At 62.7% G+C, this 15747-nt stretch carries 12 protein-coding genes; 10 read left to right on the forward strand and 2 right to left on the reverse strand.

The genetic code is table 11. The annotated features are described in order from the left end of the window. Positions 1–3: 3 nt before the first annotated feature. Together GTW23_RS16195 and bchF are read right to left on the reverse strand one after the other, a co-directional pair. Positions 4–1305 (reverse strand): ferredoxin:protochlorophyllide reductase (ATP-dependent) subunit N, encoded by a 1302-nt coding sequence (locus GTW23_RS16195; protein WP_290129009.1) that lies wholly within the window; start codon positions 1303–1305, stop codon positions 4–6. Continuing rightward, positions 1302–1808, reverse strand: a complete 507-nt coding sequence (gene bchF / locus GTW23_RS16200) for a 2-vinyl bacteriochlorophyllide hydratase (RefSeq protein WP_252916518.1) — start codon at positions 1806–1808, stop codon at positions 1302–1304. Before bchF ends, GTW23_RS16195 begins: the two co-directional genes overlap by 4 nt. A 273-nt stretch (positions 1809–2081) precedes the next feature. On the opposite strand from bchF, the gene GTW23_RS16205 reads away from it, so the two are divergent. The 10 genes from GTW23_RS16205 (at position 2082) to GTW23_RS16250 (ending at position 15694) form a co-directional block, all read left to right on the forward strand. Next, a complete protein-coding gene (locus GTW23_RS16205; RefSeq protein ID WP_252916519.1) occupies positions 2082–3095 on the forward strand; it encodes a hypothetical protein in 1014 nt (337 codons plus the stop codon). A gap of 85 nt (positions 3096–3180) precedes the next feature. Next, the gene (ppsR, locus tag GTW23_RS16210; RefSeq protein ID WP_193217297.1) at positions 3181–4536 is read left to right on the forward strand and encodes a transcriptional regulator PpsR; all 1356 of its coding nucleotides are present in this window, start codon (positions 3181–3183) and stop codon (positions 4534–4536) included. Positions 4537–4628: 92 nt separating this feature from the next. Further along, the gene (chlG, locus tag GTW23_RS16215; RefSeq protein ID WP_382264564.1) at positions 4629–5525 is read left to right on the forward strand and encodes a chlorophyll synthase ChlG; all 897 of its coding nucleotides are present in this window, start codon (positions 4629–4631) and stop codon (positions 5523–5525) included. A gap of 25 nt (positions 5526–5550) precedes the next feature. After that, on the forward strand, positions 5551–6933 hold the full coding sequence (locus GTW23_RS16220; RefSeq protein ID WP_252916521.1) for a BCD family MFS transporter: 1383 nt from the start codon (positions 5551–5553) through the stop codon (positions 6931–6933). A gap of 5 nt (positions 6934–6938) precedes the next feature. Then, entirely contained in the window at positions 6939–8168 is a 1230-nt protein-coding gene (locus GTW23_RS16225) for a geranylgeranyl diphosphate reductase (protein ID WP_152009508.1), read from the forward strand. Then, positions 8168–8446 carry a hypothetical protein gene (locus tag GTW23_RS16230; protein WP_252916523.1) on the forward strand — a complete coding sequence of 93 codons (279 nt, stop codon included), beginning with the start codon at positions 8168–8170 and terminating at the stop codon, positions 8444–8446. Before GTW23_RS16225 ends, GTW23_RS16230 begins: the two co-directional genes overlap by 1 nt. Positions 8447–8637: 191 nt before the next feature. Continuing rightward, positions 8638–10275, forward strand: a complete 1638-nt coding sequence (bchE, locus tag GTW23_RS16235) for a magnesium-protoporphyrin IX monomethyl ester anaerobic oxidative cyclase (RefSeq protein WP_252916524.1) — start codon at positions 8638–8640, stop codon at positions 10273–10275. Further along, positions 10272–10958: a bacteriochlorophyll 4-vinyl reductase gene (bchJ, locus tag GTW23_RS16240; protein WP_252916525.1), complete on the forward strand. Its 687-nt coding sequence runs from the start codon at positions 10272–10274 to the stop codon at positions 10956–10958. The genes bchE and bchJ overlap by 4 nt, the downstream gene beginning before the upstream one ends. A 306-nt stretch (positions 10959–11264) precedes the next feature. Further along, complete coding sequence (locus tag GTW23_RS16245; RefSeq protein WP_252916526.1) at positions 11265–12509, forward strand: efflux RND transporter periplasmic adaptor subunit; 1245 nt, start codon at positions 11265–11267, stop codon at positions 12507–12509. After that, complete coding sequence (locus tag GTW23_RS16250) at positions 12506–15694, forward strand: efflux RND transporter permease subunit (protein WP_382264557.1); 3189 nt, start codon at positions 12506–12508, stop codon at positions 15692–15694. The genes GTW23_RS16245 and GTW23_RS16250 overlap by 4 nt, the downstream gene beginning before the upstream one ends. The last annotated feature ends 53 nt before the right edge of the window (positions 15695–15747 follow it).

The raw sequence follows: 15747 nt of genomic DNA on the forward strand, positions 1-15747 counted from the left end.
GGCTCAGCTCCCCACTTTCAGAAGCTCGCGCCGCATCAGCGGCCGGGCAATCAGTTCGGCCAGGTCGCCGGCCTGCTCGTAGCCCTGCAGCGGCGTGAAGACGAACTCGATCGACCACTTGGTCGACCGGCCCTCGGCCTCGAATGGATTGCCAAGGCCCATGCCGCAGATGATCAGGTCCGGATTGTCGCTGTGCACCCGGTCGATCTGCCGCTCCACATCCTGGCCCTCGCTGACACGCACCGTGTCGGGCAGCAGAGCCAGCTCGGCGCCAACCACGTCACGATTGAGATAAGGCGTACCCACCTCGACGATCGATGTGCCCATTTCCCGTGACAGGAAGCGTGCCAGCGATGGCTCGAGCTGCGAATCGGGAAACAGGAACACCGATTTGCCTTCGAGCACCGGGCGGTAGCGCGCAACGGCGCGACGGGCGCGTTCGCGACCCGGCGCGGTGATCGCGTCGAATTTGGCTTCGGGCACACCGAAGCTATCGGCAATGGCGCGGTACCAGGCGGTTGCACCTTCTTCGCCAAGCGGGAAGGGGGCCGAGATCCTTTGTGCGCCGCGGCGTTCAAGCGCCTGGGCGCAGGCGCCGACCCAGGGCTGGGCCAGGATGAACCGTGTGTTGGGGCCGACTGGCGGCAAAGTGGTCGAGGAGCGCGAGGGCAGGAACCGGACCGGGCCGATGCCGAGGCCGTCGAACACCCGCATCATCTGGTCTTCGACCACATCGCCAAGCGCGCCGACAACAACGAGAGAGGCCGGCGCATCGGCTGCTTCCGCAGGCATGTCCGGAACCAGGGCTGCGAGGAAATTGTCCTCTCCCTGGGTAAAGGTCGTCTCGATGCCCGATCCCGAATAGGCCATCACACGGCAGGCGGGCGAATGCTCGCCATTGAGACGGCTGGCCGCGCGCGGCAGGTCGAGCTTGATCACTTCCGACGGGCAGGATCCGACCAGAACCAGAAGCTTGATCTCGGGACGGCGGGCCAGAAGCCGCGTCACCACCTTGTCGAGCTCGTCATTCATGTCGGCCATGCCGGCAAGGTCGCGCTCGTCGATGATGGCGGTGGCGAATCGCGGCTCGGCGAAGATCATCACGCCGGCTGCCGATTGCATGAGGTGAGCGCAGGTACGCGAGCCGACGATCAGGAAGAAGGCGTCCTGCATCTTGCGGTGCAGCCACATGATCGAGGTCAGGCCGCAGAACACTTCATGCTGACCGCGTTGCTTGAGCACGTCGCGGGCCGGTTTGGCGGCGGTGTCGGAACAGGCGGTGCTGGCGTCAAATATTGTGGTCATGCCGAAGCCTCGATGTTTGAATGGGAGGAGGCGTCCAGGCGTGCCAGACGGAATTTCCAGAGGAACTGTCCGGCATTGACGACGTAGGAAACATAGGCGGCGACGGCCAGAGCCATCAGCTGCCCGTCAGAAAGCAAGCCGCCGAACAGCGCCGCCAGATAGGCGGTGTGCAGGGCGAGCACCAGCATCGAGACCATGTCTTCCCAGAAGAACGGGCGGGCGAAGAGATAGGCGCCGAACACCTCCTTCTCCCAGATCGAGCCAGTGATCATGATGGCGTAGAGCGTCATTGTCTTGATGACGATCGAGGCATGGGCGGCCATCAGCCAGGAACCGGTCAGCCACCAGTGCGCGATAAGGCCGACGGAAATTGCAAAGACCAGGAACTGGATTGGCGCGAGAATGCCTTGAACCAGAGTCCAGACCGATTGGTCGCGACGGATGCGCTCTTCAACCGAGTAGAGACCGACTGGATTTTCGCTGAGCGAAACATGCGCATTCATCTGGCTCTATCCCTCTCCACTCGAGACCCCGATGTGAAGAGGTTAGTCACAGAATTTGAAAGTGTCAATTTTAATTGACGTCATATCAGGTTTACAAAGAGAACAATTCGTATCATTCTCTTCATGCCACAGCGGGAGAGACTCCATGACGGAGATCCGGTTGGTCTGGGTTCAAGGGCAGGTGCATTTTCAACGCCCCTGCTGCCAGACCCAACCCTCTTGACGGACTGCGTGGGTGCCGCGGATCGGAGCGGCCGGAAAGGTTTCGGGGTCATGAAAACAGATCCGCAAGTCCCAGGTACCGCCAGTGTCGGCGGAGTTTCCGGTGCGTTGAAGCAAGAGCGGGCCGGTAACGACCTGTACAACATCATCGAGCGCGTCGTGGTGAAGACCTGTTTCAAGGGTGGTCTTCCGGGGTCGGGATCAAGAGATGCCGGTGCCGCAGGCCAGTCCGGTCCATCCGTCGCCCCCACCATCAACAGGACCGGTCATCCATGTCCGGACGCGAGTGTCGCCATGACATTATCCCAGTCCGAAGACCAGCTCTCCGGCGCCATGCCGGGTTCCTCCGCAATGGAGGGTGTCAAACGGTTCATATCGGTCCTCGACAAGATCTATGCCAAGGTGCTCTCGGACGGCGAGTTCGATTACATCGGCTTCATGCGGGCGCGCTCCCTCGGACCTTCCGAGATGCTCGACCTCCTGGAAGCCTGCGCGGTTCGTTTGGGCGAGGAGTGGGAGTGCGACAGCCTCGGCTTTGCCGTGGTCACGGTCGCCACTTCGCGGCTGCAGCGCATATTGGCGCGGTTGAGCCAGGATAACCGTTGTTTCGAACGGTCTGCTGGTGATCGTTCGATGCTGTTGCTGGTGCCGCGCGGCGAAACACACCTGTTTGCCGTCAGCCTGATCGAGGAGCGTTTCCGCCTTCGGGGCTGGGAAACCAGCATGATCTTTACCGACCGTATTCTGGATTTGTCAGAGGTGATGAGGTCCGGTGATTTTCAGCTGGTATGCATTGCATGGCTCGACAATAGGCTTAAGAATCGGGTTGAATCCGTTCTGCAAGCAATTCACACGTCCGTAAATCGGGAACGGACCTGTGTAATCGCTGGCGGGCCGGCTGCTGCGGAACACTCCCAGTGGCTGGAAGAACGGGGCGTTGAAAAGGTTTGCAGCAATGCCCAAATCGCGTTAGAGACAGCGGAGAGGCATGGCGCAACTCGCATTTCGGCGCAAATTGCGACGGGAATAAACGGCTCCCTGTTGGAACCGTTGCGAAGTGCCTGATCGGAAAATGGAACAACAAACCTCCAGGACACTCCACCGAACCTTTGAAAAAACCCTTCAAGCGTTCGCGGACCTCCCGCCTTCTGTGTCGCTCACCATGGCGTCGCTCGGTGGTGACGTGACTCTCCTGGTCGACGCTTCCGGATCCATTATCGATGTTGCCTACCTCGACGCGGCAATCCAGCGATTTGGTGTCGAGGACTGGCCCGGACGGGCCTGGACCGATACGGTTACCGGCGAAAGCGTCGACAAGATCCGCAATCTCATCGATGAATGTGCCAAGACCGGCGCCAGCCGTACCCATCAGGTCAATCACCCCGGCGCCCGGGGCTCGGATCTGCCGATTGAATACGTGCTGCGCCGCATCGACGGTTTTCCCTATCTCGTGGCGTCGGGAACCGACCTTCGCAAGTTTGCCGAAGTCCAGCAGCAATTGATTCAGGCCCAGTTCGAGCTGGAGCGGGAATATCGCCGCGTGCGCGAATCCGAGGCCCGCTATCGCGTCATCTATCAACGCATGGATGCCGCACTTCTGGTCGTTGATGGCGAGACCAGGCGGATCATAGACGGCAATGCCGCCGCCGGCAGCATCTGCGGTGTAACCCTGGACAAGATGGTCGGAGACACTCTGGTCTCCCTGGTCCAGCGCGATGGTCGCGAGCGCTTGATGGAGGCCCTGGCCGAATCGCGGTCGCTTGGGCAGAGCCGAACGCTTGCAGTCTCCGCGTCATCCGACGGTTCCGCGATCGAACTCAGGATCAGCCCGTACCGCGAAAACGGCAAGATCAATTATCTGGTCTCCATTTCCAGCCAGGTCGAGGAAGATTATCCCACCCGCAGTCTTACGGCTGACAAGTGGGGTTGGACCGAAGCCGTGCCCGAGGCCCAGATCGTGATCGATGCGAAGGGCGCCATCCACTCGGTCAATGGCCGCTTTCTCGACATGATCCATCTGCTCAGCCGCAGTCTTGCCGTCGGGCGCAATGTCAACAACTGGCTTGGTGCCTCGAGTGTCGACATGCAGGTCCTGTCCAACCGGCTGCGCGACGAGGGCGAAGTACGCCAGTTCCTGACCGTGGTGCGTGACGATATGGGTGCCAGCAGGCCGGTCAGGCTGTCCGCGACACGCATCGACACCGGCGGTGATCCGCTCTACTCGGTCATCGTTACGGAGCAGGGCACGCGGGAAATGCCTGCCGCCGCGAAAGCCAATGGCGTGCATGGGGCCACGTCGGATTTCTCGGAGTTGATCGGGCGGGTGCCGCTCAAGGAACTGATCCGCGAATCGGCCGACGTCATCGAGAAACTCTGCATCGAGGCGGCGCTGACCCAGACCGAAAACAATCGGGCCGCCGCTGCGGATCTTCTCGGCCTCTCCCGCCAGAGCCTGTACCTCAAGCTCAAGCGCTACGGTCTCGAGGACTACACCGGCCGGGCCTGAGCCTGTCTGCTTGGTCCGTCGCCAACTGTAAAATAACATTTACACTGTCAATTTGAATTGACGTTATCGCTTCCCGGTCATAGACTTTTGTCATGACCATGGCGCAAACAACTCCCGCTTCTCCCAGGGTGCCCACACCGGGTGCGGTGCTGGCCTTGCTCAAGCCCGTCACCTGGTTTCCGCCGATGTGGGCCTTTGCCTGCGGCGCGATTTCCGCCGGGCAGATCACCTCCGACCGATGGGTCGCGGTGGGGCTCGGCGTTCTGCTCGCCGGGCCGTTGCTCTGCGGCACCAGCCAGGCGGTCAATGACTGGTTCGATCGCCATGTCGACGCCATCAACGAGCCTGACCGTGTGATCCCTTCGGGCCGCATGCCCGGCCGCTGGGGGCTGGGTGTGGCGATCTTCAATTCCGTCCTCTCGATGGTCGTCGCCGCTTTCCTGGGCTTGACGGTCTTCATTGCCGCAGCCATCGGGCTGGCGCTCGCCTGGGCCTATTCGGCACCGCCGTTCCGGCTCAAGCGCAACGGCTGGTGGGGCAATTCGGCTTGCGGATTTTCCTACGAGACCTTGCCCTGGATCACCGCCGCCGCTGCGGCCTTGGGAACCGTTCCGAGCGGTGAGATCTTCATCATCGCGTTCTTGTACGGCCTTGGTGCACTGGGCATCATGACGCTCAATGATTTCAAATCGATGGAAGGCGACACCAAAATGGGTATCGCCTCGCTGCCGGTGCAGATGGGCGCCAGGGCCGCGGCCATGTTCGCCGGCCTGTCGATGATCGTGCCGCAGCTGGTGGTGGTTGGTCTGCTGTTGGCCTGGAGCCACGCCTGGTCTGCTGCGGCAGTCGGCGCGCTGGCCTTCGCGCAGGCCGTGGCATTGCCCCGCCTGGTTGCCGATCCGAAGGGCAAGGCGATCTGGTACTCGGCGCTCGGCGTCGGGCTCTACGTCACCGGCATGATGATAACCGCATTTGCGATCCGGCCCTGAGCCGGACCTGGGAGGGAGAGAGGCAATGGCTGGATACGCGGCAACGGGACAGAGCGGAGCCACTGCGGGCCTGGGCTGGCTCTCGATCGTGCGGCTTGGACTGGTACAGGCGTCGCTGGGATCGATCGTGGTACTCACCACATCGGTTCTCAACCGCGTCATGGTGGTCGAGCTGATGCTTGCCGCCGTCATCCCCGGGCTCCTTGTCGGCCTGCACTACGGCGTTCAGATCTCGAGGCCGCTCTGGGGCCACGGCTCCGACCGTGGCGGCCGGCGCACGCCCTGGATCCTTGGCGGCATCCTGTTGCTGGCGCTTGCGGGAACCGGCGCTTCAGCCACCACGCTGCTGTTCGGCGCGCATTTCTGGCTGGCTATGGCGCTGGCGATCTTTTGCTTCGCCCTGATCGGACTTGGCATCGGCGCTGCGGGAACCTCGCTGCTGGCCTTGCTGGCAAGCCGCACCGCGCTGCATCGCAAGCCCGCTGCCGCAACCATCGTCTGGATGATGATGATCGCCGGCATTGTCGTCACCGCGATCATCTCCGGCGCCTGGCTTGATCCGTTTTCCTTTGTCCGGCTGATCACTGTGACGGCGATTGCCGGAGCCATCGCCTTCACGCTGACCTGTCTCGCGATCTTCAATGTCGAACGCAACACCATGCCGGTCGACGGCCCGCCGGCGGCGCAGCGGCTTGATTTCCGCCGGAGCCTGGCTGCGACCTGGGGCGATCGTGACGCGCGGCTGTTTACCGTTTTCGTTTTTGTCTCGATGCTCGCCTACGCCACCCAGGATCTCATTCTCGAGCCCTTCGGCGGATTGCTGTTTGGCCTTACGCCGGGCGAAACCACGCAGATTTCAGGTCTGCAGCACAGCGGCATCCTGCTTGGCATGGCAATGGTCGGCGTGCTCGGCTCGCTGTTTGCCCGGAAGAAGCCGCTCATCCTCAAGGCCTTCATCTTCTTTGGCTGTGTCGGCTCGGCGGTGGCGCTGGCCGGTCTTTCTCTGTCTGCATTGGTTGCGCCGGCCTGGCCGCTCAAGGCCAACATCTTCGTGCTCGGCGTCGCCAATGGCGCTTTCGCCGTCGCCGCCATCGGCGCGATGATGATGCTGGCCTCGGGCGGCGACGGTGCCTCCGAGGGCATCCGCATGGGTGTCTGGGGCGCCGCCCAGGCAGTCTCCTTCGGCCTCGGCGGCTTTCTCGGCACCGTCGCAATCGACGTTACAAGAACCCTGACCGGCGACACGCCCTTGTCCTTTGCCGTTGTCTTCGGACTTGAGGCCGGTCTGTTCGTCGTCGCCGCGGCAATCGCGCTTCTGATCAGGACACCGGCGCACCGGCAGCCCGGCCTTCCAGCCCGGGAGCGGGTGCCTGAACCTGCCCCCTCCTACGCAATTCCAGCGGAGTGAAGATCATGCATTTGAACACCCATGATGCACCACGCGACCATGTCGCCCCGACCCATTATGACGTGATCGTCATCGGTGGCGGCCCCGCCGGCGCGCGTGCGGCCGAACGGCTGGCCGCAGCCGGACGAAGCACCTTGCTGGTCGACAAGGAGGGCCGCACCAAACCCTGTGGCGGGGCCATTCCATCCAATGCCATGGCGCAATATGCAATCGCGCCCGAGCAGATCAAGGCGCGCGTTCGCGGTGCCCGGATGACCGGCCCGAGCGGAGTTCAGGTCGGCATGGAGATCGGCGATGTCGGCCATGTCGGCATGGTCGACCGTGACCAGTTTGACCCTTATCTTCGCGAACGTGCCCGGCTTGTCGGGGCAGATTATCGCGCCGCGAATTTCGCCTCGCTCGAACACCGGGCCGACGGGCTGGTGGACATCAAGCTTGCCAAGAGCAAGGATCGCGACGCGGAGACGCTGACGGCCTCGGTGGTGATCGGCGCTGATGGCGCCAATTCGGCCGTGCGTCGCGCGATCTTCGGGCCGAAGTTGCGCCCGCCCTATGTGTTCGCCTATCACGAAATCGTCCGCTCGCCGGCGCCGGGTGCCAACAAGGAATTCGATCCTACCCAATGCGAGGTGATCTATGACGGCGAGATCTCGCCCGATTTCTATGGCTGGGTGTTTCCGCACGGGCCCTATACCAGCGTCGGCTGCGGTTCGGCGGTGAAGGGCTTCGATCTCAAGGCCGCCACCCGTGAACTGCGCGAGCGCTTTGGCCTGGCTGACGCCGAGACGGTCCGCGAAGAAGGCGCACCGCTGCCGCTCAAGCCGATGAAGCGCTGGGATGATGGCAGGAACGTGCTGCTGATCGGTGACGCGGCAGGCGTGGTCGCACCCTCCTCGGGTGAGGGGATCTGGTATGCCATGCACACCGGCGATCTTGGCGCCGAAGCCGCGATCAAGGTTCTCGAGACCGGCAATGCCAAGCATCTCGCCAGCGCCCGCAAGCGCTTCCAGAAAGCCCATGGCAAGGTCTTCCTTGTGCTCGGATTCATGCAGTGGTTCTGGTATTCGAGCGACAAGCGACGTGAGAAATTCGTCAAGATGTGCGCCGACAAGGACGTCCAGCGGCTGACCTGGGAAAGCTATCTCAACAAGAAGCTGGTCCGAAAAGATCCGATGGCCCATGTCCGCGTGTTCCTCAAGGACATGCGCCAACTGCTCAGACCGGCAGCGCACTGATGTGGCCGGACTGGGTGATCGCTTTCGTCGGTGACGGGCGAATTGCGCTTCTGGCGCTGGCCGTCATTGGCCTGGAAGCCTTGGTGATTGTGGTCTTCATGCGCTCTCGCGCGCGTGTCGGCTCGCTGATACTGACCATGGCCTCGGGTGCGGGCCTGCTCGGCGCTCTCTATGCCGCGCTGTCGGGCGCGTCAGCGGGCATGATTGCCGTCTGGCTGGTGCTGGCGCTCCTCGCTCATGCGTCCGACATGGGGACGCGTCTCTTCCGCAATACCTGACAAATACGGAATGTCCGCGTTTCAATTGCTGGTGCGGCCTCTGTTTCAGGCTCTGCGAGCTGTTCAGCGGTGCTTGGCGCCTTATCTCTCCTGCCACCCGATCCGCATGCTGCCAATATGTTGATCTATGTCAAAAATAGATGACACAAATCATGTCAATCTAATTAGACATGATTTGATGGGAGGCCAGCATGCGCATTGTACTCGTACATCCGAACTATCACTCGGGCGGCGCGGAGATCGCCGGCAACTGGCCGCCGGCCTGGGTCGCCTATCTGGCGGGCCATCTCAAGGACGCGGGTTTCACCGACATCCACTTCATCGATGCGATGACCAATGATCTCTCTGACGAGGATCTCGCATCCCGGCTCACCGAACTCAAGCCTGATGTGGTCGGTGTAACCGCCATCACGCCGTCGATCTACAAGGCGGAGAGGGTGCTTGAGATTGCCAGAGAGGTGGTGCCCGGTGCACTCAGGGTGCTTGGCGGCATCCACGCCACATTCATGTACAAGCAGGTGCTCTCCGAGGCACCCTGGATCGACGTCATTGTCCGAGGCGAGGGCGAGGAAATCTTCCGTGAACTGATCCGCACCGTCGCCGAGGAGCGCTGGCCCGAGGGAAGGGCGGCCATCAAGGGCCTCGCCTACATCGCCGATGACGGCAAGATCGTCGCCACCCAGGCTGCGCCCACGGTCAAGGATCTCGATGCCATCAACCCGGACTGGACGCTCTTGGAATGGAGCAAGTACATCTATGTCCCGCTCGGCGTGCGCGTCGCCATCCCCAACATGGCCCGCGGCTGCCCCTTCACCTGTTCCTTCTGCAGCCAGTGGAAATTCTGGCGCGACTACCGGGTGCGCGACCCAAAGAAGGTGGTCGACGAGATCGAGAACCTGGTCAACCACCATCAGGTCGGCTTCTTCATCCTCGCCGACGAGGAACCCACGATCAACCGCAAGAAGTTCATCCAGTTCTGCGAGGAGCTGATCGCCCGCGGCCTGCCCGACAAGGTCAAGTGGGGCATCAACACCCGCGTCACCGACATCATGCGCGACAAGGAGCTCTTGAAGTTCTACCGCAAGGCCGGCCTGGTCCACATCTCGCTCGGCACCGAGGCCGCAGCCCAATTGAAGCTCGACCGCTTCAACAAGGAGACCAAGGTCTCCGAGAACAAGGAAGCCATCCGGCTCCTGCGCGAGGCCGACATCTTCGTCGAGGCACAGTTCATCGTCGGCCTCGAAAACGAGACCGCCGAGACGCTCGAGGAAACCTACCGTATGGCCTGGGACTGGCAGCCCGATCTCGCCAACTGGGCCATGTACACCCCTTGGCCGTTCACCCCGCTGTTTCAGGAACTGGGCGACAAGGTCGAGATCTTCGATTTCGAGAAATACAATTTCGTCACCCCGATTATGAAGCCGGAAGCCATGGACCGGGCCGAACTGCTTGACCGGGTGATGAACAATTACCGCCGCTTCTACATGCAGAAGGCATTGTTTCACTATCCCTGGCGCGGCACCGGCTTCCGGCGAAGATACCTGCTCGGATGCCTCAAGGCCTTCCTCAAGGCAGGCTTCGAGCGCAAGTTCTATGATCTCGGCAAGGCCAATTACTGGGGTCCGCAATCCAAGAAGGGCGTCAACTTCAACTTCGACCGCACCCGCAAGATCGCGCCGGCACAGATGGAGGACTGGGCTGCCATCCACGACCGCAAGGTGGCGCTGGAGAAGGCTCGCGCCAAACTCAGGGACGACGATACAGGCACCGTGATGGCCTGCGGCGGCGGCACCGAGCAGATGGAGGAAAGCCGGGAGCCCGCGGAATGAGCGATGCGGTGAGCCCGGTTCTTTTCCGAGCCGCAGACAGGCCGGGTCCGGCCGCAGTGGGCCCGGGCATGGGTGAAGAGGCGCTTGGCCTCAACACGGACGCCCCGTCACCGCATGCCGTCCACAAGGTGGGGCCGAACGCCGTGATCCAGACCCGGCTTGCCCTGATCGACATCTGCGGCGCCGGGCATGCCCGCGCCCTGTTCTCGGAGGCCGGATTGATCGACTGGTTCGACCTCCCGCCCGACAGCATGGTGTCCGCCGAGCCCGTAAACCGGCTCAACATGACCCTGTTCTGGCAGCTTGAAAGCCCGGTTTTTGAAATGCTCATGGCCGATGCAGGCGTCCGTACCGGGCGCTACATCCTGGAAAATCGAATCCCCCGTCCGGTTCGCAGACTGCTGCAGAAACTGCCGGTGTGGCTTGCGGCGAGGGCTCTGCTCAAGGCGATCCGCGCCCATGCCTGGACCTTCGCGGGAAATGCCCGGGTCTCGATTGCGCCGGGTCACCCGGCAATCATCGAGATCCGCTCAAATCCGATCGCCGTCCCCGGCTGCCCCTGGCACCGGGGCGTGTTCGAAATGCTGTTTTCCGGGATTCTTGGAAAGCCCGTCCATGTTGATCATTCGACCCTGTTCGATGGCCAGTCATGCGATCGCTTCATGGTTCGCTGGAACGTCTGACCCGGCGGTCCCGCGCGCACGCCCCGACCGCTAACTCTTGGATGCCGATCTCGATCACATGGCTTGTCCGGCAAGCTCATGGATTCAAGGCATGCAGCACATTTTCGGACACTGTTTTCCGCTGCACTGCAAAAAAAGACCCATTTGACGGTCTATTCTCAAAAATTGCAGATGCCGTTCTCGCATCACGCGCTATGTTGTCAATCGACCGACCCGACACCGCCCCCGATTACGGGGACATTGGCCAGGGAAAATTGGGATGTCGCACGCGAAACCAGATCGCGGCCATTAACGGAAGTCACGACTTTGAAGCTTTGGAAACAACTCGTCTTCTCGCTTGTCCTTGTCGCTGCCGCCTTTGTGACATGGTCCTGGGCCTATCCCGGAGCGCATGATGTCCTGGTCCGCAGCGGGCTTGAAAAGATCTCGTTGTTTGCCCCCGACGCGGATGGTCAAGACAAGGCATCTGCCGGTGCGCCGGGCGCCGGCGCTTCAGGCCGCCCACGCGGCGGTCGGGAGGCAATCGTTATCGTCGCGCCGGTCAGTGAGGGTCTCGTCAACGACCAGCTCACCGCAATCGGCACCGGTCAGGCGGTTCGCTCGGTTTCGGTGCGCACCCTGGTCTCCGGCCAGATTGCCGACATTCCGGTGCGGCCGGGCGGCAAGGTCGACCGTGGTGACGTGCTGATCCGCCTGGATGCGGCACAGGAGGAACTCGCCGTCGAGCGTGCCAAGCTCACTGTCAATGACGCCCGTGCCAAGGTCGACCGGCTGCAGAGCCTCGTTGCCAGCAGTGCGGCTTCGAGCGTCGAGGCCGATCAGGCGCAGAATGCGCTGGATGCCGCAGAAGTCGCCCTGCGCGAGGCCGAACTCAACCTCGCCCGGCGCACAGTGACCGCACCGATCAGCGGCTCGCTCGGCATCCTCGCCGTCAACGCCGGTGACTACGTCACCAGCCAGAGCGAGATCGCCAGCATCGATGACCGCAGCCAGATCCTGGTCGAATTCTTCGTGCCCGAACGCTTTGCCTCGGGCATGGAAATTGGCAAGGAGGTGATCGCGACTGCCAGTTCCCGCCCGGGCGAGCGCTTCACCGGCGCCATTTCAGCAGTCGACAACCGTGTCGACGAGGCGAGCCGCACCTTGCGTGTGCGTGCCCAGATCGCCAATCCCGACGACACGTTGCGCGCCGGAATGTCATTTGAGGTCAGTATCCGCTTCGAGGGGGACCGATGGCCCGCCGTCGACCCGCTGGCGGTCCAGTGGGATTCGGCCGGTGCCTATGTCTGGAAGGTCACCGACAGCAAGGCCGCGCGCGTCGACGTCGCCATCATCCAGCGCAATTCCGATTCCGTGCTGGTCAAGGCTGACCTGAGCGCGGGCGATGAAGTCGTCACCGAGGGTGTGCAGAGTGTCAGGCCCGGTTCCACCGTGCGGATCGTGGGCGGCAGCCAGCAGCCGGAGAACAGCGGTGCGTCCGAGGGCGCGGGCGAGGAACCGACAGCGCAGCGTTCAACCACAGGCAAGACCGGCAGCGGGAGCGGCGCATGAGCGGCTACAATGATGACCTGACGGACCGGGAACAGACGACAGTCGACGCGGAAACAGGTGGCGGCACAGCTCTGATGATCCGCCGTCCGGTGCTGGCCCTGGTGATCAGCCTGCTCATCGTGGTTGCCGGGCTGGCCGGCCTCTACGGCGCGGAAATCCGCGAACTGCCCGATGTCGACCGGCCGGTGATCACCGTCACCACCAACTTCGCCGGTGCCTCGCCGGAAACCGTTGACCGCGAGCTGACGGCGATCGTAGAGGGCGCGATTGCCCGCGTTTCAGGCGTTGCCTCGATGTCGTCGACCTCGACGCTTGGCCGCAGCCGGGTGACCGTCGAGTTCTCCGACAGCACCGATCTCAATGTCGCCGCGTCCGATGTTCGCGACGCGCTCGGTCGCGTGACCAACAACATGCCTGATGGCGCCGACGATCCGCGCATCGTCAAGGCCGATGCCAACTCCGATCCGGTGATGCGTCTGGCGGTCACATCCGACCGCTACAACGTTCAGGACATGACCATTCTTGTCGAGGACCTCGTGGTCGACCGTCTTGCGGCTGTCCCCGGGGTCGCTGATGTCAATGTCTATGGTGACCGCGAAAAGATCTTCCGTGTCGATGTCGACCAGTCTCGTCTCGCAGCCTTCGGGCTGACGCTGGCCGATCTGCGCAGCGCCTTGAGCAATGTTGCCCTTGATGTGCCCGCCGGCTCCCTGACCGCCCAGACCTCCGACATTGTCGTCCGTGCGACCGCTGATGTCACCACGCCGGAAGGCTTCGAGGATCTTTACATCAATGACCGGATCCGCTTTCGCGACGTCGCCAATGTGACACTGGGCGCCGACCCTGGCGATTCCGTGCTGCGCGCCAATGGCCGCACCGGTCTGGGCATGGGCATCATTCGCCAGTCCGCCTCCAACACGCTCGAGATTTCGCAAGGAGTGCGCGCGGCGACGCAGGCCATTCAGGCAATCCTGCCCGAAGGCGTCGACATCCGTGTGACCAGCGATGATGCCACCTTCATCAGCGGCGCCATCGATGAAGTGCGCACGACACTTATTCTCGCCGTGCTCATCGTCATTGCCATCATCTTCCTGTTCCTGCGCGACTGGCGCGCCACCATCATTCCGGCCGTCACCCTGCCGGTGTCGCTGATCGGTGCCTTCGCGGCGATCTGGCTCGCCGGCTTCTCGGTCAACATCCTGACGCTTCTGGCGCTGGTGCTGGCCACCGGCATGGTCGTCGACGATGCCATCGTGGTGCTCGAGAACATCGTCCGCAAGCGCAACGAGGGCATGGGGGTGCGGGCTGCGGCGGTGATCGGCACCCGCGAGGTTTTCTTTGCCGTCATCACCACGACTGCGACGCTGGCCGCGGTGTTCATTCCGATCTCGTTCCTGCCGGGGCAGGCGGGCGGGCTGTTCACCGAGTTCGGCTTCGTCCTGGCTTTCACCGTGATGATCTCCAGTGTGGTCGCTCTGACGCTCTGCCCGATGCTGGCGTCGCGGTTGATCAAGCGGCGCGACATGTCCGCCGCCAAAACCAAGCCCAGCCGCTTCGTGGCGTTCGGCGGTTACATGTCGGGTGTCTACTCCCGGCTGCTGCGCCGCGCGCTCGATGCGCCTCTCGTTGTCATTGTCATTGCGCTGATGGCGGCGGGCGCCGCCTTTGCCCTGCTTCCCACCATTCCCCAGGAACTGACGCCACCCGAGGACCGGGCGGTTGCACTGGTCCGCATTTCCGCACCGCAGGGGGTCAGCCTCGATTACACCCGCTCGCGCATGACCGAGATCGAGCGTCTGGTCTCTCCGCTGCGCGACAGCGGGGAAGTGCAGAACATCTTCGCCATCGCCGGCACCGGCGGATCCTCCAACAACGGCTTCATGGTGCTGACCCTTGCGCCGTGGGGCGAACGCGAGCGGTCCCAGGCCGACATCGTGGGCGAACTCAACCGAGCCATCGCCACCGTGCCGGGCTTGCGTGCCTTCGCCATCCAGCCCAACAGCCTGGGCATTCGCGGCGCCGGAAACGGACTGCAGTTCGCCTTTGTCGGCAACAGTTACGATGAGTTGGCCGAGGTCGGTCAGCAGATGGTTGAAAAGCTTGAGCAGGATCCGCGCTTCAACCAGATCCGGCTCTCCTATGAAACCACCCAGCCGCAGATCTCCGTCCAGATCGACCGCGCCCGGGCGTCGGATCTTGGCGTCAATATCGACGGGCTGGCCGAAGCTCTGCAGGCGCTGCTCGACGGCAGGGAGGTGGCGCAGGTGTTCATCGAGGACCGCTCGTTCCCGGTCAAGCTGCTGTCGACCAACAACCCGATCAACGATCCGACCGACCTTGAATCGATCTATCTCAAGGCGGGCGATGGACGCATCGTGCCGATGTCCACCATCGCCACGCTGACCGAGAAGGCCGTTGCGCCTGACCTGCGCCGTGAAAGCCAGATGCGCTCGGTTTCCATCACCGCGGGCCTGACGCCCGCCTTCGCGTTGGGTGACGCCTGGGCGGAAGCGGTCGTCATGGCCGAGCCGCTGATGCCCGGCGGCGTGCGGATCATTCCGCTCGCAGAAGCGGCAACACTGGATCAATCCTCCAACGACATGCTGATCACATTCGGAATTGCCATCATCGTCGTGCTTCTGGTCCTGTCGGCGCAGTTTGAAAGCTTCGTCAGCGCCTTCATCATCATCTCTACCGTGCCGCTGGGGCTGGCCTGTGCCATCTTCGCCATGGCGATGACCGGCGGCTCGCTCAATGTCTACAGCCAGATCGGGCTGGTGTTGCTTGTGGGGGTGATGGCCAAGAACGGGATTCTGATCGTCGAGTTTGCCAACCAGTTGCGCAATACCGGCATGGATATCCGCTCCGCCATCGAGGAAGCCTCCAACATCCGCCTCAGGCCGGTGATGATGACGATGATCTCGACGGTGCTTGGTTCTGTTCCGTTGCTGCTGGCCTTCGGTGCCGGCGCGGAAGCCCGCGTTGCACTCGGCTGGGTCATCGTCGGCGGTCTCGGCCTGGCGATGATCGCCACTCTGTTCCTCACGCCTGTCGCCTATCTGCTGCTGGCCCGTTTCGCCACGCCGTCCGCCGAGGAAGAGCGCCGGCTCGATGTGGAGTTGCGCGAAGCAGGCGAGTTGGCAAACAGGCGCAACGCGCAGCCGGAGCTTTCGCCCGGCGAATAAACCGGCAGAAAAAGACCCGCGGCCCGATGGCGACAATTGGCGGGGCATTTTCG

It is taken from the genome of Parahoeflea alexandrii, assembly GCF_024105735.1.
GTDB lineage: Bacteria > Pseudomonadota > Alphaproteobacteria > Rhizobiales > Rhizobiaceae > Hoeflea > Hoeflea alexandrii.